The sequence below is a fragment of the Brevibacillus brevis genome (assembly GCF_022026395.1).
Classification (GTDB): Bacteria; Bacillota; Bacilli; order Brevibacillales; family Brevibacillaceae; genus Brevibacillus.
In genome coordinates, this window is the sequence record NZ_CP041767.1 from 5,031,452 (window position 1) to 5,054,736 (window position 23,285).

The 23,285-nt window shown below is 49.5% G+C and carries 22 protein-coding genes, 1 riboswitch and 1 other annotated feature; of the genes, 11 read left to right on the forward strand and 11 right to left on the reverse strand.

Features of this window, described 5'->3' with window-relative positions:
* Positions 1–91: 91 nt before the first annotated feature.
* Genes FO446_RS23910 through FO446_RS23920 form a run of 3 tightly spaced genes read right to left on the reverse strand, consistent with a single transcriptional unit; the run spans position 92 to position 1,802 of the window.
* Positions 92–1,279 (reverse strand): anti-sigma factor, encoded by a 1,188-nt coding sequence (locus tag FO446_RS23910; RefSeq protein ID WP_173609985.1) that lies wholly within the window; start codon positions 1,277–1,279, stop codon positions 92–94.
* A complete protein-coding gene (locus FO446_RS23915; protein WP_330873224.1) occupies positions 1,279–1,482 on the reverse strand; it encodes an RNA polymerase sigma factor in 204 nt (67 codons plus the stop codon). The genes FO446_RS23910 and FO446_RS23915 overlap by 1 nt, the downstream gene beginning before the upstream one ends.
* Positions 1,483–1,535: 53 nt before the next feature.
* On the reverse strand, positions 1,536–1,802 hold the full coding sequence (locus FO446_RS23920) for a sigma factor (RefSeq protein WP_237899288.1): 267 nt from the start codon (positions 1,800–1,802) through the stop codon (positions 1,536–1,538).
* Positions 1,803–1,932: 130 nt separating this feature from the next.
* Positions 1,933–2,110: riboswitch (SAM riboswitch) on the forward strand.
* A gap of 85 nt (positions 2,111–2,195) precedes the next feature.
* On the opposite strand from FO446_RS23920, the gene FO446_RS23925 reads away from it, so the two are divergent.
* Genes FO446_RS23925 through FO446_RS23940 form a run of 4 tightly spaced genes read left to right on the forward strand, consistent with a single transcriptional unit; the run spans position 2,196 to position 5,261 of the window.
* Positions 2,196–3,410 (forward strand): 2,3-diketo-5-methylthiopentyl-1-phosphate enolase, encoded by a 1,215-nt coding sequence (locus FO446_RS23925; RefSeq protein ID WP_237899290.1) that lies wholly within the window; start codon positions 2,196–2,198, stop codon positions 3,408–3,410.
* Positions 3,407–4,075, forward strand: coding sequence for a 2-hydroxy-3-keto-5-methylthiopentenyl-1-phosphate phosphatase (locus tag FO446_RS23930; protein WP_173609983.1), 669 nt, complete (start codon positions 3,407–3,409; stop codon positions 4,073–4,075). The genes FO446_RS23925 and FO446_RS23930 overlap by 4 nt, the downstream gene beginning before the upstream one ends.
* 3 nt (positions 4,076–4,078) lie before the next feature.
* A complete protein-coding gene (locus FO446_RS23935) occupies positions 4,079–4,735 on the forward strand; it encodes a methylthioribulose 1-phosphate dehydratase (RefSeq protein WP_064201529.1) in 657 nt (218 codons plus the stop codon).
* 13 nt (positions 4,736–4,748) lie between these two features.
* Positions 4,749–5,261 (forward strand): 1,2-dihydroxy-3-keto-5-methylthiopentene dioxygenase, encoded by a 513-nt coding sequence (locus FO446_RS23940; protein WP_015893125.1) that lies wholly within the window; start codon positions 4,749–4,751, stop codon positions 5,259–5,261.
* 51 nt (positions 5,262–5,312) lie between these two features.
* On the opposite strand, the gene FO446_RS23945 is transcribed toward FO446_RS23940, so the two are convergent.
* The 8 genes from FO446_RS23945 to FO446_RS23980 all read right to left on the reverse strand — a co-directional run bounded on the left by FO446_RS23945 (position 5,313) and on the right by FO446_RS23980 (position 17,140).
* Positions 5,313–6,431, reverse strand: a complete 1,119-nt coding sequence (locus tag FO446_RS23945; protein ID WP_221867852.1) for a Ger(x)C family spore germination protein — start codon at positions 6,429–6,431, stop codon at positions 5,313–5,315.
* The gene (locus FO446_RS23950; protein ID WP_173609981.1) at positions 6,428–7,528 is read right to left on the reverse strand and encodes a GerAB/ArcD/ProY family transporter; all 1,101 of its coding nucleotides are present in this window, start codon (positions 7,526–7,528) and stop codon (positions 6,428–6,430) included. The genes FO446_RS23945 and FO446_RS23950 overlap by 4 nt, the downstream gene beginning before the upstream one ends.
* Positions 7,528–9,072 carry a spore germination protein gene (locus tag FO446_RS23955; RefSeq protein ID WP_173609980.1) on the reverse strand — a complete coding sequence of 515 codons (1,545 nt, stop codon included), beginning with the start codon at positions 9,070–9,072 and terminating at the stop codon, positions 7,528–7,530. The genes FO446_RS23950 and FO446_RS23955 overlap by 1 nt, the downstream gene beginning before the upstream one ends.
* A gap of 313 nt (positions 9,073–9,385) precedes the next feature.
* On the reverse strand, positions 9,386–11,164 hold the full coding sequence (locus FO446_RS23960) for an acyl-CoA dehydrogenase family protein (RefSeq protein ID WP_106785262.1): 1,779 nt from the start codon (positions 11,162–11,164) through the stop codon (positions 9,386–9,388).
* 25 nt (positions 11,165–11,189) lie between these two features.
* Positions 11,190–12,368, reverse strand: a complete 1,179-nt coding sequence (locus FO446_RS23965) for an acetyl-CoA C-acetyltransferase (protein WP_173609978.1) — start codon at positions 12,366–12,368, stop codon at positions 11,190–11,192.
* A gap of 18 nt (positions 12,369–12,386) precedes the next feature.
* Positions 12,387–14,795 carry a 3-hydroxyacyl-CoA dehydrogenase/enoyl-CoA hydratase family protein gene (locus tag FO446_RS23970; RefSeq protein ID WP_232774084.1) on the reverse strand — a complete coding sequence of 803 codons (2,409 nt, stop codon included), beginning with the start codon at positions 14,793–14,795 and terminating at the stop codon, positions 12,387–12,389.
* Between the two features lie 359 nt (positions 14,796–15,154).
* Positions 15,155–16,276, reverse strand: coding sequence for an S-layer homology domain-containing protein (locus FO446_RS23975; protein ID WP_237899291.1), 1,122 nt, complete (start codon positions 16,274–16,276; stop codon positions 15,155–15,157).
* A 447-nt stretch (positions 16,277–16,723) separates the two neighbouring features.
* Positions 16,724–17,140 carry a hypothetical protein gene (locus FO446_RS23980; RefSeq protein WP_173609975.1) on the reverse strand — a complete coding sequence of 139 codons (417 nt, stop codon included), beginning with the start codon at positions 17,138–17,140 and terminating at the stop codon, positions 16,724–16,726.
* A gap of 152 nt (positions 17,141–17,292) precedes the next feature.
* On the opposite strand from FO446_RS23980, the gene FO446_RS23985 reads away from it, so the two are divergent.
* The 7 genes from FO446_RS23985 (at position 17,293) to FO446_RS24015 (ending at position 23,269) form a co-directional block, all read left to right on the forward strand.
* Complete coding sequence (locus FO446_RS23985) at positions 17,293–17,913, forward strand: hypothetical protein (protein ID WP_237899292.1); 621 nt, start codon at positions 17,293–17,295, stop codon at positions 17,911–17,913.
* A 56-nt stretch (positions 17,914–17,969) separates the two neighbouring features.
* Positions 17,970–18,217, forward strand: a binding site (T-box leader).
* A gap of 123 nt (positions 18,218–18,340) precedes the next feature.
* Positions 18,341–19,441 carry a glutamate 5-kinase gene (gene proB, locus FO446_RS23990; RefSeq protein ID WP_173609973.1) on the forward strand — a complete coding sequence of 367 codons (1,101 nt, stop codon included), beginning with the start codon at positions 18,341–18,343 and terminating at the stop codon, positions 19,439–19,441.
* Between the two features lie 40 nt (positions 19,442–19,481).
* Entirely contained in the window at positions 19,482–20,750 is a 1,269-nt protein-coding gene (locus FO446_RS23995; RefSeq protein ID WP_232774082.1) for a glutamate-5-semialdehyde dehydrogenase, read from the forward strand.
* A gap of 20 nt (positions 20,751–20,770) precedes the next feature.
* Complete coding sequence (gene proC / locus FO446_RS24000) at positions 20,771–21,613, forward strand: pyrroline-5-carboxylate reductase (RefSeq protein ID WP_173609971.1); 843 nt, start codon at positions 20,771–20,773, stop codon at positions 21,611–21,613.
* A gap of 78 nt (positions 21,614–21,691) precedes the next feature.
* Complete coding sequence (locus FO446_RS24005; protein ID WP_173609970.1) at positions 21,692–22,498, forward strand: hypothetical protein; 807 nt, start codon at positions 21,692–21,694, stop codon at positions 22,496–22,498.
* 104 nt (positions 22,499–22,602) lie between these two features.
* Positions 22,603–22,923: a ferritin-like domain-containing protein gene (locus FO446_RS24010; RefSeq protein WP_142497014.1), complete on the forward strand. Its 321-nt coding sequence runs from the start codon at positions 22,603–22,605 to the stop codon at positions 22,921–22,923.
* 13 nt (positions 22,924–22,936) lie between these two features.
* Positions 22,937–23,269: a spore coat protein gene (locus FO446_RS24015; RefSeq protein ID WP_173609969.1), complete on the forward strand. Its 333-nt coding sequence runs from the start codon at positions 22,937–22,939 to the stop codon at positions 23,267–23,269.
* The last annotated feature ends 16 nt before the right edge of the window (positions 23,270–23,285 follow it).

The window sequence follows — 23,285 nt, forward strand, 5'->3', positions numbered from 1 at the left end:
AAACGTATTCGGTTTTTGATTTAGTTTGAATCATACAACCAACGCTTCCACGATGTCAACACCCTTTTGTGCAAAAATTCGCACCTTGCTATCAATAGCTGGATTGTGTTCCCGATGCCGCAGGGTGATCCCAATTCCACCAGTCTACTTTGCCTAAAAACGCTGCTGTTATCGACTTTTCGGCCTTGAGCTTCAACAGTTCTTTCGTCGGTCCAGTGAGGACGGCGCCGTAGATTCGCACTCCGTTTTGCTGCATGTAGTTGTATCGTTCGGCTATCTGAAGGTCGCTACGAAATAGCAAAGATCTGCCGACATCGCGAGCCAGATCTTCTTGCTCAGATAAGTACTTCATCTCTTCTAAGTAGGCGGCCATTCTTCTGTTCCCTTCCCCGTTTACCCGAATGGGCGCATCTCCGTAATCCAGTTCATGCTGCGCAAATCCCCACACGTACCCGGGACCGAGAAATCGATTTGCCCCATCGTCTTCTGCTTGCTTTCGCTCCACCCCTGTGTCTACCGCAAACCAAACCGTATCTTGTCCCGAAGAGGTGACATGGCGGGAAACCAATTCATAGTACTCCTCGTATGTTAGGAAGTGATCGAAGGAAATCGCGAGCTGAGAAACGGTCCCCTCAGGTAGCTTCTCCATCGTTGTCCAGGCAGGTGCAGTGCGAGATTCCGTATCCCCCATTTCCCCGTCTGTCGGATAACGGAAATACAGCTTCTGTTCCCTAACCCCGTTCGTCCATTGCGGCTTCGTATTTACGTTCCATAGCACATTCGTACTCTCAAAACGACCAGCGACCTTTTCTTCCCCCCCAACCCGCTCACGTAGTTCCATGCTGATGTTTCCGTACAGCAATCCGACCTGCGAGCCACTACTACCCACTCTCACACCTGGCTGAGTAAAATTGACTATCGACTTCGCAACGCGGAACAGATCTTCATGCATCAGCGACCCGACCCAGCCATTCAAAATCAGCAACACAACTCCGGCCAAAAAGGGAAGCCCTATGGTGAACCCAGCGTTGGACAACCGATTTTTCCATTTCCCCCGGCGCACAATGGCACGCTGTTTTTCAGCCGACAGTGCTTCAGGCTGGTTTATTTTCACCTTGTCCTCCCCCGTTTCTTCCCCCAACAAAAGCCTTTCCAACCGCTGTGCGTACTCCACGTCAGCCGCTATTTCTTCCTCGAATAGTTTTGAATCTTCTTCCGCCATTTCCCCACGCAAATAAGCAAGCAGCCTTTGCTCGCGATGATTCTCATCCTTGTTCATCACTGGCTTTCCTCCCTCCACAACTGCCGCATCTTTTGTCGTCCCCGAAACAAGGAACGCTTGACGTCTGCCAGCTCAATCCCGAGTACCTCTGCCATCTCCGCATAGGAAAACTGCAATGCAGACAACAAAATGACCTGTCTCTGCTTTTCCGGAAGCTTCTCCAAATAGTCGTGGGCCACTTCCCACAGCTCCTGATTCACGACATGCTCAGCCGGATCAACAGCCGAATGATCAGGTCTTTCTGGCAGGGCTTCTACAAACGCAAATCGTTGTTTCGTCCTCTCCTCTTACGATAACCATCCACGAAAGCGTGATAGGCCACCTTGAACAGCCAGGGCCGTACTTTTTCCCCACGGTAGTCGTCCAAGGAAGAGAAGGCGCGACAAAAGGTTTCCTGTGTCAAATCCTCTGCCAGCTTCTCATCTCGTGTCAGCCGGAAAAGATAGCGGTAAATATCGTTTACATGCAGCTGGTACACATCCTCCAGACCTACTTTCCCAAACCGTTCACACCCCTTCATCCCTTACCACGAAGGAATTGCCAAAAAGTTTCACCTTAGTCTCATTTTTCTCATAACTTGCTGCACATTCTCTGCAAAAACAAAGATTGACTCCTGACAATGAACGTCATATCATGGGGGAAACGAATAACTCTTATCGCGAGCTGGCTGAGGGACTGGCCCTATGATGCCCGGCAACCGGCGCTATACCATGATTCGTACGCTCATAATTGCGTACCTTGGATAGCGAAACGGTGCTAATTCCAACGGATAAGAGTCGAGATCGAGCACTTTGGGCTCGTTTCGGCTACTGACCCGAGAGATGAGAGGAGACGAGACGCTTTCATAGTCGACAACCGCCTCCCCGCTCAATGGGGAGGCTTTTTTAATAATTCAAGGAGGATTAGGCGTACCATGAGTGAACAACGTATCCTCGTCACCTATCTCACACAAGCAAAAGACTTGAACAAGAAAGCGCAAGCCATTGCTGTCGGCATGACAGTCGGTTCCTGGACGGACCTGCCGCTTGCCAAGCAAGCTGAGCTAGCGCCTTATCTCGGTGAAGCCGTGAGCGCGACACCGATTGCGACACTGGAAAACGGAGAAACACGCGGTCTGATTACCGTTAGCTATCCGACTCGCAATTTTACAGCAGACATTCCATCCTTGTTGACCGGAATATTCGGTAAACTGTCGATGGATGGCAAAATCAAGCTCGTTGACGTTGTTTTCCCTGACTCATTCCTTCAGGCCTTTCCTGGACCGAAGTTCGGCATTGATGGTCTGCGCGAACGTTTAGGGGCACATGACCGTCCACTCTTGATGAGCATTTTCAAATCGTGCCTGGGTCTTCCTTTCGACGATTTGAAGACACAATTCCGAGCACAAGCCTTGGGCGGAGTTGATCTCGTGAAAGATGACGAAATCTTCTTTGCAGACGACCGCGCTCCTTTTATCGAACGGATCAAAGCGTTTAAGCAGATCTCCCAGGAGACCGAAGCCGAAACAGGCAAGCCCGTCCTCTATGCAGCCAACCTGACTGGACCTGTGCATGAGCTGAACGAAAAAGCGAAGCGTGCGGTAGAGGCGGGTGCTGACTGCCTTTTGTTCAACGTGCTGGCGTTTGGCTTCGATGCTCTGCACCGTTTGGCAGCCGATCCTGATGTACACGTACCGATCATGGCACATCCGGCTTTGGCAGGGGCTTACTATCCTTCACCTGACTACGGTATCGCCACCCCGCTTCTACTCGGCACGTTGATGCGTGTAGCTGGGGCAGATTTGGTACTCTTCCCGTCTCCGTACGGCAATGTCGCCCTGGACAAAACAGAAGCGTTGCAGCTCACCAAGCATTTGACTGACCCACTGAATGGTGTACGACGTTCCTTCCCGGTTCCATCTGCCGGCATTCATCCGGGGCTGGTTCCACAGCTGTATCAAGACTTCGGTATCGATCAAATCGTCAATGCAGGGGGCGGAATCCACGGTCATCCTGGTGGAGCAACCGCAGGAGCAAAAGCTTTCGTTGCCGCGATTGAGGCAGTCACCGCAGGTCGAACATTGGAAGAGGCTGCTGCTGAATCACAAGAGCTGGCGATCGCTCTGGAAAAGTGGGGTGGCGCACGATGAGCAAGAAGCTCGTCCTGTTCTGCGATTTCGACGGAACGATTACCGAAAAAGACAACATTGTAGCGATTGTCCGCAAGTTTGCTCCCCCTGAGTGGGAAGGCTTGACGGAGCAAATCCTTTCGCAAAAAATAAGCGTTCAGGAAGGGGTTGGCAAGCTGTTTCAACTCTTGCCCTCCTCCTTGCGCCAGGACATTATCGATTTTATTGTCCATGAAGCGACCATTCGCCCGGGATTTGCTGAATTTGTGAGCTATTGCCGCGCAGAAGGCATCGAGCTGTTGATCACGAGTGGCGGCATCGACTTTTTTCTGGAGCCTATCCTGGCACCCTTCGATCTTACCGATGTGCCGATCTACTGTAATGGCAGTGATTTCAGCGGCGAGCGTATCACCATTACGTGGCCCAACGCTTGCGATGAACATTGCACGAACGGCTGCGGCATGTGCAAGACGACCATCATCCGTCGTTACGATCCAACAACTCATTTCCGCATCGTCATCGGCGACTCCATCACTGATTTGGCTGGAGCCAAAATCGCTGACTATGTGATTGCCCGTTCCTTCCTCGCTGACAAGGCGGAAGAGCTGCAATTGCCGCATAGCAAGTTTGCCACGTTCCACGATGTGATTCGCATTTTACAGCAAGTCCAACAGGAGGTCGTCTAATTCATGACTGCAACACTCGAACAACGTCTGGATGCCTTTCGCCGTCTGGATGACGCCAAGCTGACATTTGCCCGCCGGGACTGGTTTCCCGGCACCAGTGGCAATCTCTCTATTAAAATACAAAACGATCCCTTGCAATTTGCTGTAACGGCAAGCGGCAAAGACAAAACCAAGCTGTCCCCCGAAGATTACCTGGTTGTGGATCAAGACTCTCGTCCAGTGGATGAAACTGCTCTCAAGCCGTCCGCAGAAACACTCATCCACGCCGTCGTATACAAAACGTTCCCGAAGGCAGGGGCTTGCTTCCACGTCCATACCGTATGGAACAACCTCATTTCCGAGCTGTACTTTGGACAACGGGCTTTCTCCATACAAGGACAAGAGCTGATCAAGGGACTCGGAATCTGGGAAGAAAACGCACGCATTACTGTTCCGATTGTTGAGAACTTTGCTGATATTCCGACCTTGGCTACCGAAATTGAAAAAGTGATTACACCAGAAGTTCCCGGCGTACTCATCCGTAACCACGGTATCTACACGTGGGGCGGCAATGACTTCGAGGCTAAGCGCCACCTGGAAGCCTTTGAGTTCCTATTCGAGTATCACGCCCGCTGGCTGCAATTGCGCCAAGCAGTCGTGTCCACTACAACCACCAATTAAGGAGGAATAAACGATGGCACAAATTCGTTTTCACGACAACAATGAGTACATTTCCGCACCCGAGGAAGTTGTCTCCTTCCTGGATACCCAAGAGATCATTTATGAAAAATGGGGCGTGGATCGCCTTGATCCAAAGCACCGTGATAACTACAGCCCGACAGACGAGGAGAAACAAGAGATTCTCGACACCTTTAAACCGGAAATCGATGCAATCAGCCAACGTCGCGGTTACTTGACAGCGGACATTATCGTCCTCTCTGACAAAACACCTAATCTCGACGAGCTGTTGGTGAAATTCAAGGGCGAGCATCACCACACCGACGATGAGTGCCGCTTCTGCGTCGATGGTCACGGTATTTTCGCTATCAAGGGCAAAGACGGTCGCTACTTCGACGTCGAGCTGGAGCCGGGCGATCTGATCTCCGTACCACCGAACTACCGCCACTACTTCACCCTGATGGACGACCGCAAAATCAAGGCGATTCGCCTATTCGTCACTCCAGCAGGCTGGGAAGCGATCTATTAATAACGACCCCCTGGCATTTACTGATTGCCAGGGGGTTTTGTCTTTCACCCTTCATTTTATGACACCATTTCCCTTGATCGATACGTCTGGCTTGATTTCAACAACGGCATTGGAAAACGCCTTCGTCCAATCATCCTCTACCTTTTTGTATTCCTTATATTCATGAGCACGCGCATAGAGACCAAACCCAAACGGATCTATACCGGTTTCCTGGCATTTCTTGATTAACTTCATGTAATCCTTCTGCAACTCGTCACTGATCATTCGCTCCATCTTTTTGTAGTCCTTTTCCATGTTGAACGGAAACATGCGCTCCGATATGGAAACTCGCAACCTGAAATGAACGTCAAAATGAAACCGACCGTTCTGATAGGTTGTTTTTACTTTTTTTTTGACGCCCTTGATAAAAAAACTGATCCTGTCTTTCGTAATTTGTTTTTGATCGTCCGTATCTTTAATCGGGATGGTGACAGACAATTCCCCTTGTTTTTCATGGATCAGCGTTTGCAAAAGAATCGTATCCCGCGGTTCTATCGAGTCTACGTACGTTCCATTTTTTTTTAACAAAGCTGTCCCCATTACCTTGACCGCCCGCTTTTCTTTCTTCAACTCAGTCAAGCTAGGTGTCATCCCTTTTTCATACATTTGTCGATGGAGCTCCTGCGCCCTCGTCTTTACTGTCAGATTTCTTTTATTGGCTGTGTCAATCAGCGTTGTTACATGAATGGACAGACGAGGCTTGTCCTTTGGTTTATAATCAAACAACTCATGCAACGGACCATCAAGCATAGCCACGCGGGCGTTGACACTGAACTTTGCATCCCGAAAAACGACATCCAGCAACCGAAACCAGTCCGGGTGAGCCAGTAGCTTTTTCCCAAACACGAGCACCTGAATTTTGCCTGCTTGGGTCAAGCCTGTTACTCGCTCATCAAACCCCATTCTTGACTCTCTAATCGTAGATGACCGAATGCCGTATTCCTCAGATTTTTCCTTTGCCTCACGATTGAACACCGGGCTTGAGATATAAAAGAGAAGCTCGTTTTTTTCGTTCAAATCAATTCCGACCATCAGCGATAAAGTAGTATCCTCCAAATTGATTTGATCCCTGCAACCTGCCAACATGGTTACCAGCAAGCTCAATAACAGTACCTGAGCAAATGCCCTCATGCTTTTTTCCCCCCTTCTGCTCGTTTCGATAGCCTGATCGGCCCCCAAGCCAATAAAGGAAGTGCATAAGCAAAAACCAAGCCTGCAAAGCTCCAAATTTGTATCGATTTCTTCAGATCAATAAAGGATGGCGTATAAAACCATAGCGCCACTGGAACCAGAAGAAGGAACAGGCGCAAATGCTTGCGGTGATCCTTCATGCCGAATAACTGACTGGATGAAAAGACACAGAAATAGATGTACGGCAATGCAGTCGTTGACAATATAAACATATAAGTAGAGAGAAAAAGAATATCGACACGTTCTAAAAAGCGGAACTCAATGGCTTTCCATAAATTGAGCGTAGGCCATGTATACTGCGTGATTTCATCGGGGCTAAAGTATGCAAAGGAAACGACAACGACAGACAGATACACGAACAACGTCAATGTATTCGCAATGACAATGCCAAGAGGCGCATATTGCTTTTTTTGAAGAAAAGGGTAGGCAAAATAACCAAACTCAAATCCAAGAAAGGAGAGTACGGTCGATTTGCTCGCTTCCCATATCGGGTGCCAGCCCTCCTTGATCACTGGCAGCAAGTTTAGCCAATGAACCTCTCGATAAGCCGTCGTGAGAACAAAAGGTATCCAAAGCGTAAGATAGAATACGAGCTCGGCGTACCTTCCGATGGCGCGAACCCCTCCCTGGAGAACAAAATAAGTTGGCAGCGTAAAAAGGAACACGACGACATAGGCGGGTGTCTGAGACAGGAGCCAAACATTAATGATTCCCGTGGCATTTATCAGCAAAACGAACGCTGCAACCCCGCAATAAATGAACATGAGAACAATAGCGACTCGACCGAGCCACTTCCCCAGGATCAATGGGAATATATCGATGATCGTCTTCTCGGGATACTGCTTCATCATGTTCGTGATGACGAGACTGACTAGCGTTGCCGCAAGCCATCCGATCAAAAGCGATATCCATCCATCGGTGCTCGCCTTCTCCGCCAAATCTCTGGGAATCGTCAACACGCCGATCCCTACTTGTGCCCCATGAATGAGGAGAATGTACTGAAGGACGCTCAATTGGTTGTACGTGTACTTTTTCATCACCCGTCCTCCCTTGGCCGATTATCGCCTTGTCTTTCCTCTTCAATCGTATGGGTTGACAGGGGACGCTCTTTCATTTTCCACAGTGGCAGGCGGATAAACAAATCCTTCCAATCGCCGAAGCGCACAGGAGCAAGAGGGCCTCCATAAGGAACGCCTAATGATTCCAGCGTAATCAAATGGCCAATCAGTGCCATTAATCCCACAATAATTCCAACGAACCCAAACATCGCAGCGAGGATCATCATCAAAAAACGAATAAGCCTGACTGCCGAGGCCATATCGTAGTTCGGAATAATAAAGGATGAGATCGCTGTAAATGCAACGACGATCACCATAATATTGCTCACAATCCCTGCTTGCACAACCGCTTGACCAATCACGATACCTCCCACGATACCCACAGTTTGTCCAATAGGAGCCGGCAAGCGAATACCCGATTCCCGGAGCATTTCCAGTGTGAGCTCCATAATAAATGCCTCTAACAAGGGTGGGAATGGAACCCTTTCGCGGGACTCTCCGACTGACAAAATCAAATCGAGTGGGATAACCTCATAATTGAAAGAAATCAACGCAATATAAATCGCAGGTAAAAAAGTAGCAATCAAAAAAGCTAAATATCGAAGCAAACGAATAAACGTGGCAACAGGCCAGCGAGTACCATAATCATCCACACTTTGAAAAAAGGAGGCGAAAGTAGCTGGACCGATTAATACGCTCGGGGAGCGATCCACAACGACAGCAATCTTCCCTTGCAAGATGTGAGAGGCGACTGTATCCGGCCGCTCTGAGGTCAAAAACTGCGGAAACAGTGAGTAAGGATTATCCTCGATATACTCCTCCAGTTCAGACGCGTTGAGAATCGAGTCAACCTTGATCATCTTGAGCCGATCCTCCAGCTCCTGTAATATTTCCGGATTCGCCACATCAGCCAAGTACATGAGCGAGAGCTTTGTAAGGCCTCGTTCTCCCAACCACATTTCTTTTATTTTTAATTCACGGTTGGGAATATAGCGGCGAATAAGGGCAATGTTATGCGTGTCCGTTTCGACAAATCCTTGGTGTCCGCCTTTAAGCGCAGCCTCCAACTGTGGATCTTCTATCGCCCGCTGCGGCCATCCATTCGTTTCAATCACAAGCACTTCTTTTCGACCCTCGATAAATAAAAGACTGCTCCCAAGCAAAATCTCGGTTTCTACTTTCCGAAAGTCGTAAGCAACGGATACCTTTCCGACAGATAACAGGTCAAAAACAGTCGATTTCTCACCCTCTGGGTGTGACAAAAGCGGACGAAGCACATTGTTGTTTATAGAGTTTTTGTCAACCAAGCCATTCAGGTAGACGAGAGCAACCATCCCCTCTATATGCTGGCACGCAAACGTCCGAATGACCAAATCGGGTGTCAGCGTAAATATTGCATTCAGCTCCGCAAGGTTATCACTTAATCGCTCACTGATCTCACGGACACGGATAGGCTCACTCGAGTGGCTCATCCTGTCTTTGACAGATGTCTTTTTTCTTCTCAGCCACCCTCTCATCGCCATCTGCTACAGCTCCCGCCCTTTTCCGAAGTATGTTCCATTAGCGTTCGTGAGAGCCTCCCAAAATATGCATGCAACTTGGCACATCTTGCCGCTGAATCGAATAAATCCCAATACCCTGCAAATCGCAAATAACCGTAAGAATGGAAACAGAATGCAGCTAAATGGAGTGCTACCGCTTTAGCCATCTTCTCTGGAGGCGGTGAACGTCAAAGTGACGATTCACGGGGCGAGATTTCGAAGGTGAAGAAAGTGCGTGAAATGCGAAAAGAGCAAAGCATTGAGCTTTGCTCTTTTTCCCATTTCCTTTTTGAAACTACACTACATATGCTCCTGCTTCGATCACGCGATCAGCAATCGAACGTTTGAGTGCCACCGTGTTGATCGGTGTGCGGCGGGTCAGCTTTTTGAGGATCGAGAGGCGCAGTCGAAGCTCGTCGCCCTCTTCCATCGCCGCCAATGCTTCTTTTGCCCAGCCTTCGATTCGATCGAATGCTTCATGCACATAGACAGCGGTCATTTCCAGCTTTTGCTGCTCAGCTTCGATGCCATTTGCCGCCATTGCTTTCTCTGTCCGCTTCACGATGCTGTCCATAGCATACAGCTCGATCAGCATGTCAGCCGCAAATGCCAAGAGCTCCTGTTCTTTGGACATTTCCTGTTGGTATTTCATCAACGCAGATCCTGCCACCATCAAAATGATTTTGCGCGTGATGTTGATCAGATGCTTCTCCATTGCCAAAGGTGCATCTTCAATCTCTTCTGGATAATAGCTCATCAGATCTGCTTGCAGACTGCTCGCTGCTTGCATGAGCGGTAGTTCGCCTTTCATCGCCTTTTTCACGAGCGTATCCGGGATGAGCATGCGGTTGATTTCGTTCGTTCCTTCGAAAATGCGGTTAATCCGTGAGTCACGGTACATGTTCTCGATCTCATACTCGGACATAAAGCCATATCCGCCGTGGATTTGCACGCCTTCGTCCACGCAGTAATCCAAAACCTCGGTGGCAAATACTTTATTGATCGAGCATTCGATTGCATAATCCGCAATCGCCTTCGCAACCTCGGCGCCATCATCCGCTTTTTCACCCAATCGAGTCAGCGCTGTATCGAACAGACCGACTGTCCGATAGACGGAGCTTTCTGCCGCATACGTTTTCACTGCCATGTTCGCCAGTTTGTTTTTGATTAAAGTAAAATTGGCAATGGGCGTTTTGAACTGCTTGCGTTCTTTTGCGTAGTTCGTCGCGAGTTCCACCGCTTTTTTCGAGGAGCCGACTGCGCCCACCGCGAGCTTGTAACGACCAACGTTCAAGATGTTGAACGCGATCACGTGACCTCTTCCAGGCTCACCGAGCAGATTGGCTACCGGCACAGGTACATCTTGCAAAATGACCGTGCGCGTCGAGGAGCATTTGATCCCCATCTTCTTCTCTTCCGGTCCAAACGAAACACCTGGGAATGTACGCTCGACGATAAAGGCAGTAAATTTCTCGCCATCAATTTTCGCGTATACGATGAACACATCAGCAAAGCCAGCATTCGTTATCCATTGCTTCTCTCCGTTGAGAATATAGTGCGTGCCATCTGCGGAGAGCGTCGCTGTCGTTTTCGCTCCCAATGCATCTGAGCCAGAGCCTGGCTCTGTCAAGCAGTAGGCAGCGATTCGTTTTCCAGACGCCAGATCAGGCAGATAACGCTGTTTCTGCTCCTCGTTTCCGAAGTACACGATTGGCAGTGACCCGATACCGACATGGGCGCCGTAGCTGAGCGCAAAGCCGCGAGCCAGCGAGAACTTCTCTGTGACGAGTGCAGTGCTGACTTTATCCAGCCCCAGTCCCTCGTATTTCTCCGGAACGTCACCAGCCAACAAACCAAGCTCCCCTGCTTCCTTCAACAGCCGAACCGAAATATCAAATTGGTGGTTTTCAAGCTCTTCCAGATGAGGACGAACTTCATTGTTGACGAAATCCTCCGTCGTCTTGGCAATCATCTTTTGCTCTTCAGTGTACTCTTCTGGCACGAATACATCGTCAGCTGAACCTGCATCGATCAAAAAGCTTCCACCGCGGATCAAATCTTTTGTTTCTGCCATTACTATCCCTCTCCTTATTTTAAAATTAGATCATCTCAAAAACGCCAGCGGCTCCCATTCCCCCGCCGATACACATCGTAACGACTCCGTATTTGCCGCCTCTGCGCTTCATTTCATTCAAAAGCTGGACGGTCAGCTTGGCACCACTGCAACCGAGTGGATGCCCTAATGCGATAGCTCCACCATTTACATTGACCTTTTCAGGATCGAGTCCCAGCTCGCGAATGACGGCAATCGATTGAGAAGCAAACGCTTCGTTTAGCTCAAACAGATCGACATCCTCCAAGCTGATCCCCGCCAGCTTCAATGCTTTTGGAATCGCAACAACTGGACCAATCCCCATGACATCAGGGTCTACGCCGCCAACCGTAAAGGAACGGAACTTGGCAATCGGCTCGACACCCAGCTCGGCTGCTTTTTCGGCAGACATCACGAGAACTGCTGCCGCACCGTCGCTCGTTTGCGAGGAGTTTCCTGCTGTTACGCTGCCTTGCACGTGAAAGACTGGTCTGAGCTTGGCGAGTGCCTCCATCGTCGTGTCCGCGCGTGCTCCTTCATCCTTGTCGAAAACACGTTCCTGGACGTGAAGCTTGCCTGCTTCATCCACAAAATGCTGCTTGATTGTCAATGGTACGATTTCATCCTGGAATTTCCCTGAAGTAATCGCAGCCGTCGCACGCTGATGGCTTTGCAGAGCAAAAGCGTCCTGATCCTCACGAGAAATGTTGTACCTCTTCGCTACTTCTTCAGCCGTATGCCCCATGCTCATGTACGCTTCCGGCTTCGTTTCTACGAGAGTCGGGTTGAGTGCGATTTTGTGACCAAGCATCGGCACCAGACTCATGCTCTCCACCCCGCCAGCGACAATCACATCGGAGCTGCCGACCATGATCTGCTGAGCAGCGTAAGCAATCGTCTGCAAACCGGAGGAACAAAAGCGATTGATCGTGATTCCCGATACATTGGTCGGCAATCCGGCACGCAGTCCGATCAAGCGAGCCATATTCATGCCTTGCTCAGCTTCCGGTACAGCCGTCCCCATGATGATATCCTCGATATCAGCCGGATCGAGCTGTGGAACGCGGCGCAACAGGTCGCTTACAACTGCGGCTCCCATATCGACTGGGTGAAAATCCTTGAGACTTCCTTTTTTCGATTTACCGATAGCGGTGCGGGCGCCCGCGACAATAACTGCTTCTCTCATCGTTATCCCTCCCTCTCCCTAGTTACGCAAAGGCTTGTTTTTAGTCAGCATGTGCTGCATACGTTGCTGGCTTTTCGGCGTCTTGATCAGTTCGAGGAACGCTTGCTTTTCCAGCTCGAGAATGTAGCTCTCTGTCACTTCTGTACCCGCTGGCACGTTACCACCGGACATAACATAGGCAACTTTGCTTGCGATCAGCTCATCATGGTCTGAAATATATCCACTCTTTTTCATGGCGTAAATATTTTGGCGCAGGTTCGCATAACCCGTCTCGCCGATAACGCGAATTTTGCGTGGCGCAGGCGGTGTGTAGCCTTCTTTATCCATCGTAAGCACCAGTTGCTTCGCATCGTATAGCAGATGATCAGCATTCACGCTGATGCGGTCGGTCGGTCGCAGGTACCCCAGATTGATGGCTTCCTGACCACTCGTAGATACCTTTGCCATGGCAATGGCTTCAAACGCTTTCGCAACGAACGGGAACGGATCAACTGGCATGCTGCCCCCCTCCGGAACGTTTTCCATTGCTCGGAACAGCATCTCCTTCGTTCCTCCGCCACCTGGCAGAAGTCCTACTCCCACCTCTACCAATCCGAGGTACGTCTCTGCCGATACCTGCACACGATCCGCGAGGTAGACCACCTCCACACCGCCGCCCAGCGTCATGCCGAACGGTGCTGCGACGACTGGACGATGCATATAGCGCAGTGCCCGTGCGGTTTTGTGGAAGTTCGTGACAAGCATATCGAGCTCCAGCCAATTCTCATCCTGTGCTTCCATCAACGCCATCGCGAGATTCATCCCGACGCAGAAGTTTTTGCCTTGATTACCGATGACCAGACCGGCGAAGTTTTTCTGCACTTCCTCTGCGGCCTGACTTGCCATGTGCAAGACATCCATTCCGAGTGCATTGTGCGGGGAGGTGAATTCCAGACATGCGACTCCATCGCCCAAATCGATCAAAGCGGCACCCGCATTTTTCTTGATCAGCTTGCCTTGTTCCTTAAGGGCTGCCAAGTTGATGTTTTCCTTGCTCTCTTCGATGTCCTTGTATGTGCCTCCGATGGAAAACACGCTGCGCTTCCCTTGCTCTTTTTGATAAAAGGAAGTTTTCCCGCTCGCGAGCAGCTCCTCGACAAGTGCCGGAATCTTCTCGTTTTCTTCACGCATTTTTGCCACTGACTTTTCGAGACCAATGGCATCCCATGTTTCAAACGGCCCCATTTCCCACCCGAAGCCCCACTTCATGGCCTGGTCAACAGAGACGATATCGTCAGCGATCTCATAAGCCTTTTCCGCAGAGTACAGCAGTACCTTTTTGAAGACATTCCAGACAAACTCACTGCCCTTGTCCTTGCCATATGCGAGCGCTCTCAACTTCTCAGGCAAAGTCTTGGCTGTTTTGGCCGCTTCCAGGGAAGGGAACTTCGGCCTTACACTTGGACGGTATTCCAGCGTGTCAACCGACAATGCCAAAATCTCTTTGCCTTTCTCCGTTTTCACCTGCTTGAAAAAGCCTTGACCTGCCTTTTGCCCGATCCATCTTTTCTCCACCATTTGCAGAACAAATTCTGGCACTTCAAAAACGGAGCGCTCCTGCTCATCCGTGCTTTTGTTCCTGACGTTACCCGCCACATGCACGTACGTATCCAGTCCGACGACATCGAGCGTGCGGAAAGTCGCGCTTTTGGGACGGCCGATGACCGGACCTGTCAATGCGTCTACCTCATCTACTCCAAGCCCTAGTCGCACCATTTCGTGGATCGACACCTGCAACCCATATGTACCGATGCGATTGGCGATGAAGTTAGGCGTGTCCTTGCAAACGACCATTCCTTTACCGAGCACGTGCTCACCAAAATGCTTCATGAAAGAGATGACTTGGGGGTCTGTATCAAGACCTGGGATCAGCTCCAACAGTTTCAAGTAGCGCGGTGGGTTAAAAAAGTGTGTGCCGAGAAAATGCTTGCGGAAGTCATCAGAGCGTCCCTCTGCCATTTCGTTGATAGAAACCCCAGACGTATTGGAAGACACGATGGTTCCCGGCTTGCGATGCGCTTCTACCATAGCGAAGACGCTTTTCTTCACCTCGATGTTCTCGACAACTACCTCAATAATCCAATCGACCTCGCTCAAGCAAGTAAGATGGTCCTCGAAGTTACCAACTGTAATCAGGTCGATGTTCTTTTTATCGTAGAGCGGCGCCGGCTTCTCCTTCAAAAGTCGGTCACGGCCCGCTTGTGCTATCCTGTTTTTCACCACGCTATCAGACAAAGAAAGTCCCTTTTTACTCTCATCTGCTGTCAATTCACGCGGCACGATGTCCAGTAAATAAGTGGGAATACCGACGTTGGCTAAGTGTGCTGCGATCCCGGCGCCCATGACGCCTGAACCGAGAACTGCCGCCTTGCGAATTTTGCGTTCCATCTCCAAATCCTCCTTTTTAAAACCCTAGTCATGGCTTATTCATGGTCAAAAGAATGGCCTCGCAACAGTGAATACCTAATATTCAGACTAGCAGAGTATTTTTAAAACTTCTACTTTCTCCATAGATATTCCTGTGTGCCTCAACACATGTCTTGTGTTGAATGAATGCTCATTCAGTATGTGGGTTAAAAAATGACATCCCACTTTTTGGCTGTCTTACAAGCCCGGAGATGCTACGCTCCCACCAACTGAATCACCGTTCAGTTTTTATTGTAATCGAAAATTCTGTCAGTTGCAATCGTCACTTCACGAAAGAAATGAAAAAGGGCACACGGTTGTCCAGTGCCCCCTTTTCTGTGCTACTTTTGCGAATAAATCAGCGCTGTGATCTTGCGTCCGTAAGCGTTGGACGCGTCTTCTTCCAATCGGTATTCAATCTGGAAGTCTCCGTTTTTCGGGTCTTGATAATGAGCAATCACCCAGAGGGTTTTCGAATTGTTTTCGTCTGCCTTGACCGATACTTTTACCGGTCCGTTGTATGCAGGGACTTGCTCCAGCTTTGCCATGCTTTTTATCGCATCGTCTGTAAAGAGCGCAGACAGCTGTTTCTGATTTTTGGTTTCGTACGCCAAATTCGCAGCTCGTAAATACACCTGCGCGATGTGCTGCTGATTCGCAGGTGAACCACGGAACTGCAAAGCTACATCCGTCCGGTAATAATCAATCAGTCGATCCATCACAACGATGTATTCTGCACGCGTCAGGATCTTGTTTGGAGAAAAGTTCTTGTCCGTCAGAAACAGATTGAATTCCCGGATCGCCAGTGGGTATGGCGAATATGTATCCCGATAAAATCGGTCGCGCTTCCATTCATAATAGCTGTTAAAGAAAGAGACTGTATCTTGTGGTTTTATATTGGCCGTTCGGAATTTTTGTGGTGCGAGCATATGAAACATGATCAAGCTGGCCTCTTCTCTTGTCAGTGGCCACTGCATCCCGCCACTGGACATCCACCAGTCCGGATTTTCCTTTTCTTGCTTTTTCATCAAGTGCCCGGTTTCAGCCAAATATAGATAGTACAGCATCCGGTCTCCTGGATCAAACTTGCCCAGATCGTCCGTTTCGATTTTCATCATGGTCTTTAGATTGCTCAGCAGTTGCTCTACTTCCCCCCGGAGTAGATAGCGATGATCCAGGTTTGGCTTGCGTACTGGCTTTTCTATCGGTCCGTATACGGTTTCAAATACGCGATTCAGCATAGCCAAAGCTTCGCCTCGAGTAACTGGCTTGTTTGGGTAAAAAGGCTGATATCCCTGTCTCTTTATGATGCCCAAATCCGCCATTTTGTCGATCTGCTCACGTGCCCAATGTCCCTGTATGTCCGTATACATACCAGGCGTAGCCGCATTCGCACTCCCTGAAAAAACGCTTTGCACTACTAGCAGTGCCAAGAGAAAAACGATAGCAAAACGCTTTACCATGACTTACGATGACTCCTTTCTTTTCATGATCGTTTCCCTACTCCCTTTTTTTGGTAATTCGACCCCAGTAGCATCCATTCCTGCCATATTGGTCTATTTTCCTGGGTCTGATCTCTCCTTTTCTTGTATCGGGAGGAAGACCGAACTTTGTTATACTTTTTCAAAATAAATGAAAAAGAGCCGCACTTTGTATGAGCGGCCCAATTATATCCTTTTTCTCTATGCGCTGACTATCCTTCAATCTGCTCTGACCAGCCTGGTCCCTTGGTCACAAGCAGCCGAGATAAGAAAATGTTGATGAGGGTGAACAGGACGATAATCCCAAGAGCGGTCCCTAACAAGGATGTCCCTAGCGAAAAACTGTAGAACGACTAGGCCTCCTGCCATAAGGCCTGTAACCAGAGGAAATAAAAAAAGAGCCGTCGGTTATCCCAACAGCTCTCATGATTAGTTTTGTGGTACAAAGCTACCATCACGCAGCATAGTCAATTCGCCCATGATGAATGCTAAATCTTCGTTTTCGTCCAATTTGCCACTTTCTTCCAATGCTTCCAAACGACGCAGCAGCATATTGGCAAAATCTTGAATTTGTACCGGTTGTCCTTCCGTATCCGCATCATCCAAAATTACAAAACCAGTCAAGGCTTCCAAGTGGGTCACGATACGGAAACCGCCGATTTCCCCCAGGAACTCTGGCTTGTTCATTTTTGATTTCTCCAATTTTTGCAGCATGGACAAAATATCATTCGCTACCACGCTCGGAAAAGCAACCTGATAAAAGTTGCGATTTTTCGCTTCATCGGTTTTGATAATCAACACATCAATACCGTCCGGTTTTTTTGCTTTTTTGCCAAACCCAAACATATATTCCACCTCAATCGTTCGATCTGTCCAACTCTCTCCATGATAGACATAATCCGAGAGTCAGACAACCCCTATCCATATATTTACTAGGCTATTTGTCTTTTTTGACACACACGCTAACGTTAAACCACTGCTCCCAAGTGAGGTGCGCCATGAAAGTTAACTGGAAAAATTGGATGTTTATTCTCGCTCTTTCTTTACTCGTCACAGGATGCCTGACGCAAGTAAAGCAGGATCAGCAGGCAAAAACCAAGGCCAAAACACAGAGTAAGCCTGCCAAGCAGTCTGCCATCCAAAAGCTTGGCGACAACAAGATGGATGTCGTCCTTTTTTTGAAACAAGCCGAGCATCAGCTGGAAAATGTATATTACGCTGCTGCGGACAATGCGAAGGGCAAATCTGTGATTGAGGATGGTCTCGTCTTTCGGGAATTGCCTAAGCGCTTCGACAGTAAAGACAAGATAACTGGGTACTTCGGTCGTTTTTGGAGCCGTCCACTGGCAGAAGCCATGTACGACAACATGACAACCAAGCTGGTGAAGGAAAAAGTATACGTAGCTATCCCACGCGTCGACTATCCGACTTTGATCTCTGTACGAAACACGACTGTTCAAAAAAACAATGGAGAACTCAGTGTGACTGTAGAAGATGTAACCGATTCCTCCTTTGCTTCTGACCGCACGCTGCGCTACCGACTCGTACGCGATCAAAAGACAAAACGGTTCGAAATCAAATCACGGATGGGCGCTTATGGAAATGAACAATTTCAATAAGCCTCTTGACATTTCTTATGGACCCAGCGAATAATAGTGAATTAATAAGCACATAGTGAGCGGCAATGACGGGGAATAGTAAAACCGCCCTTCAGGTCCAGAGAGCGAAATCCACCGGCTGAGAGGTTTCGTCCTTGAATCGGTTTGAACCCACCCCAGAGCATCCAGGGAAGACCTGGACAGGTTTCTTTCACCTGTTATCAAAGAAAGAGAGCCGGGCGTTTCATGGCTGAAGTATGCCTTCAGTCCAAAACGTCAAATAAGGTGGTACCGCGTGAGGTCTTCAAGCCCTTTCGTCCTTATCAAAGAGACGAGAGGGCTTTTCTCTGTGAAAAACGTCTCGACGTTTTTCATAAAGGTGGATGCGACCGCTTGCGGTCAACAAAACGGTCATGACCGTTTTGTATGCAAGAAGGGGGTTTTGAACATGAAAAAGGGTAAGTTGCGTTTGGTAGTAAAGGTGGGGAGCAGTTCAATTGCAGCAGCTACAGGCGGTGTTGATCCGGCGAAAATGTCGCTGCTCGTCTCTGCTATCAGCCAGTTGCGCGAAGCGGGTCATCAGGTTGTCTTGGTCTCCTCGGGAGCTGTCGCCAGCGGCTATCAAAGTCTCGGCTACCAGCAGCGACCGCGATCCTTGGCAGCCAAGCAGGCAGCGGCAGCCATCGGGCAAAGCTTGTTGATGCAAACCTATACGCAAATGTTCGGCGCCCATAACTTCAGCGTGGCGCAAATCTTGCTCACACGCGGTGACTTTTCTCACAAGGAACGGTATCAGCACGCATTCTCCACGCTGTCACTGCTTTTAGATAAAAACATTTTGCCAATCATCAATGAAAACGACACGGTATCTGTAGCGGAATTGACTTTCGGCGACAATGATATGCTGGGCGCACTCGTCGCTGGTCTCATCCATGCCGATTTGTACATGATCCTGACTGATACGAATGGCCTGTATGACAAAGACCCGCGTTATCATGCGGATGCCAAACACATGGGCTGGCTCGAATGTGTGACGGACGAAATCGAGGCACTTGCAGGCGGAGCTTCCCAACTGGGAACAGGCGGTATGCGCTCCAAGCTGATCGCAGCCAAAACCGCCCAATCATTAGGAATTCCCGGCTTTATCGGAAAATTGACGAATCCCACTGATTTGCTAGATGTCCTTACTGGCAACGGGAATGGCACCTACGTCAACTATCATCCAGAAGCACCTGCAACGAACGGCGTTCCTACACGTAAGCAATGGATTGCGCTTCACTCCCCTACCCGCGGAAAAATTACGGTGGATAGCGGTGCAGCAGAAGCGATTTTGGAAAACAGCAAAAGCTTGCTCTTGGCAGGTGTCCGCGATGTATCCGGCATGTTCGAGCAAGGTGAAGTTATCGAGGTTTACTGTGAGGGTACGTTGATTGGTCGCGGCATCAGCAGATTCACTGCAGCACAGCTAAGTGACTTTCTTTCCCCTGATAACGTAACGCGACACAGCGGTACTGTTATACATCGGGATGAATGGACACCTGTCATCTAAACGAATCCATGTAGATAGAAAGATAGGAGTTGGAGAAACCATGGAAAACTTGAAGGAAAAAGTGCACACACAAATAAGCCTGGCCAAACAGGCTTCACGAAAAATGGCAATACTCTCACGCAAAGAAAAAGACGAGGTACTCGTCGCAATCGGCAACCAGTTGCTCGCTGATGAGGCCGTCATTCTCTCCGAAAACGCCAAGGACATCGCCATCGCGGAAGCAGACGGTCAGCCTGCCTCCTATCTGGATCGTCTCCTGTTGACGCCGGAGCGAATGGCACAGCTAGTAGATAGCCTGGCGCAGCTGGTATCTCTCGATGATCCGGTCGGGGAACGGATGGACTCATGGACGCGGCCAAACGGACTTTTCATCGAACAAATCCGCGTCCCTCTCGGCGTCATTGGAATGGTGTACGAAGCCAGACCGAACGTCACCGTTGACGCAGCAGCTATCGCCATCAAAACAGGCAATGCGATCGTCTTGCGCGGCAGCCACAGCGCTGTTCATAGCAACCTCGCGTTGGTGACCAGCATTCGTCAGGCGCTTACTGCGACCGGACTTGACGCGGAAGCGGTGCAGTACTTGCCTTTTGCCGAGCATGCCTCAGTCGATTACTTGTGCACCGCCAATGGTCTCGTCGATGTCATCATCCCTCGGGGTGGCGCAGGACTGATCCAGCGGGTTCTGCAAATCGCAAGTGTTCCCGTACTCGAAACAGGCGTCGGCAATTGCCACATTTATGTGGATGAGGCGGCTCACTATGACATGGCTGAAAACATCGTGATCAATGCCAAAACAAGTCGGCCTGCCGTATGCAATGCTGCCGAAACACTACTCATGCACCGCAGTTGGCCACAGGAAAATCAACGTGCCTTGCTCCAAAAGCTCCTGGCAAAGGGCGTTGAGCTCCGCGTTTGTGAGCGTACGATAGAGCTGCATTCCGACCTAGCCTCTCAGTTGCACCATGCAACATCAGAAGACTGGGATACGGAATACTCTTCTCTGATTCTGGCAGTTCGCACTGTCGATAGCCTGAGCGTGGCCATTGAACATATTACAGCGCATACTTCCGGCCATTCCGAGGCAATCGTAACGGAAGATGAAGTCGCTGCCCGTCAGTTTTTGACTGCGATCGATGCCACAGCGGTTTATCACAACGCCTCTACCCGCTTTACAGATGGGGGAGAATTCGGCTTCGGTGCTGAGATCGGCATCAGCACGCAAAAGCTTCACGCTCGTGGGCCAATGGGCTTGTCAGCGCTCACTTCTTACAAGTATGTCGTACGCGGAAACGGTCAAATTCGATAGTCAAAAGGGAGGGAATCACCATGGGTAACCAAGCAACAGCGATTACAGAAGGACGGATCGGTTTTCTCGGTGCAGGCTCGATCGTGGAGGCCATGCTTTCCGGTATCGTAAAGAAAGGCTTACTCCCTTCTGAGCGTATTTCCGTCACCAACCGCAACAACATGGAGCGTTTGGAGCAGTTGGCAAATGACTACGGGGTAACTGCTACCCAGGACAAATTTGAAGTAGTCCGTTCTTCCGATATTTTGATTTTGGCCATCAAGCCGAAGGATACAGCAGAGGCTTTGCAGGATTTGCGTGGGGTCGTTCGTTCCGACCAATTGATCATTTCAGTGGTCGCTGGCGTCTCCACCAGCTTGATCGGAGAGTGGCTCGGCGCAGAGTGCCCGATCATCCGCACGATGCCCAATACATCGTCTGCCGTTGGTTTGTCCGCTACCGGACTGTCCGCGAATCCGTTTGTCCAGGAAGAGCACCGCGAGCTGGCTACCAAGCTTTTCGAAGCAATTGGTACCGTATATGAAGTCGCCGAGGAAGAGCTGGACATCATTACTGGATTGTCTGGAAGCGGTCCTGCTTATATTTACTATTTAGTAGAAGCCATGATGGGGGCGGGTGCCACAGCGGGACTGGATCGGGAAATGGCACGCCAATTGACGCTGCAAACCGTGATTGGGGCGGCACATATGCTACTCGATACACGCGAAGAGCCTTCTATTCTCCGGCAAAAAGTAACGAGTCCGGGTGGAACGACTCAGGCAGGACTGGAAGTATTGGAGGCCTATCAGTTTCAGGAGGCCGTTACTGCAGCCATCTTGCGTGCTGCCGAAAGATCGCGGGAGATGGGGGCACAATACCAGTAAAGTCGTTTTGTCCCCCCTTCTTGTCATGTATAATAAAAAAGATCAAGCATAATCGAGAGAAATGACGAAGGAGGTCCCATGGAAATTTACGCCTTGTACGGCACCAGTGGAACAGGAAAAAGCACCAGTGCATTAGAACTTGCTCACCGAATGAACATCGACGCCATTATTGATGATGGCATCCTGATTTACCAGGGACGCAAGGTGGCCGGAACCTCTGCCAAATATGAGAAGACAAAAATTCAGGCGGTCAAACGAGCAATTTTTCATTATACGGAGCACGCTGAAGAAGTACGGCGAAGTCTTGGCCAGATTCAACCAAGCCGACTACTCGTGTTAGGAACTTCGCAGCGGATGATTGGTCGTATCGTCGAAGCGCTGCATTTGCCTTTTCAGGTGGACTTCATCCCGATTGAATCCATCAAGCCTCCGCAGGAAATCGAGGCTGCCCGCTACATTCGGGAAACAATGGGCAAGCACACGATACCGATTCCGCGTGTGGAAGTAGAAAAAGATTTCCTTCAGCGCCTCATCTCTTCAGCCCAACAGATTTTCAGCTCGAAAAAAGAAGTCATTGGGGAAACAACCGTGGTTCATCCTCCGTTTTCAGGTGGACGCATCATGATTCATCCTCAGGTGTTGCGAAAAATCGTGGAAGCGACCTGTGACCAGTTTGACGAGGTCCATCATGTGGTCAAGATCGTCTCCAGCTTTGAGGATTTGCCTCGGTTTCAGGTTTCGATTGCTCTTAAACTGCCTTACATGACAAATATTCCAGCACTTATCCATGCCCTTCAATCTACGTTGTACAAAGAAGCTCAATATTGTCTCAATATCGCTCCCGCCAGCATCGACATTGTCGTTTCTTCTCTGGAGCTAACCTAATCCGGTCCTTTGCGACCGGATTTTTTTTTGGCTGCAATCCTCAGGGGTTACATCCTGACTTGTTGCTCATCCTATACATGATTCCATCTGAAAGGAGCAACCCGATGCCATCCATCCTGTCTTCCAAGCCCTTTACACAAGCTCCGATTCCCGAACCGCCGAAGGTCATTTCGACAAAGGACTTGAGCTATCTCAAAGATGCTTTGTCTTGGGAACTGATCGCTTTCAAAAAGCTGCATGCTTTTGCACAGCAAGCTACTGATCCCCAGGTCAAGCAATGTCTGGAACAGCAAGGACAAATGCACCAGCGACACTACCAAAAGCTGCTGAGTCACCTGCAAAACAACAACACCGCAGTGATGGCGACCATTCCGCAGATGCAGTCCCAGCAACAGCAATCACAACAGCAACAACAAATGCAGTAAGGGAGGAATCGGGATGCCAAACCAAAATCAGATCGCCAATCCGCAATCCGGTCAGCTGCCACAAGTAAAAGGTCCGCAAATGAACGATCGTGATTATCTCAACGATTGTTTGGCTACCTGCAAATACTTGACAGATAACTTTAACATTGCCGTTCGTGAAGCCAGCCACCAACAGCTTTATGATGACATGCTGCAAATTTTGAATGAAACCCATCAATCAGCCCGCGATGCTTTTAATCTCATGTTTCAAAAGGGATGGTACAAGCTGGAGGCTGCCGAGCAGCAACAACTTCAGCAAGCTTATCAGCAGTTTAGCGGGTACTCCACGCAGTTCCCTTATCATTAAACAGCAGCCAGACACC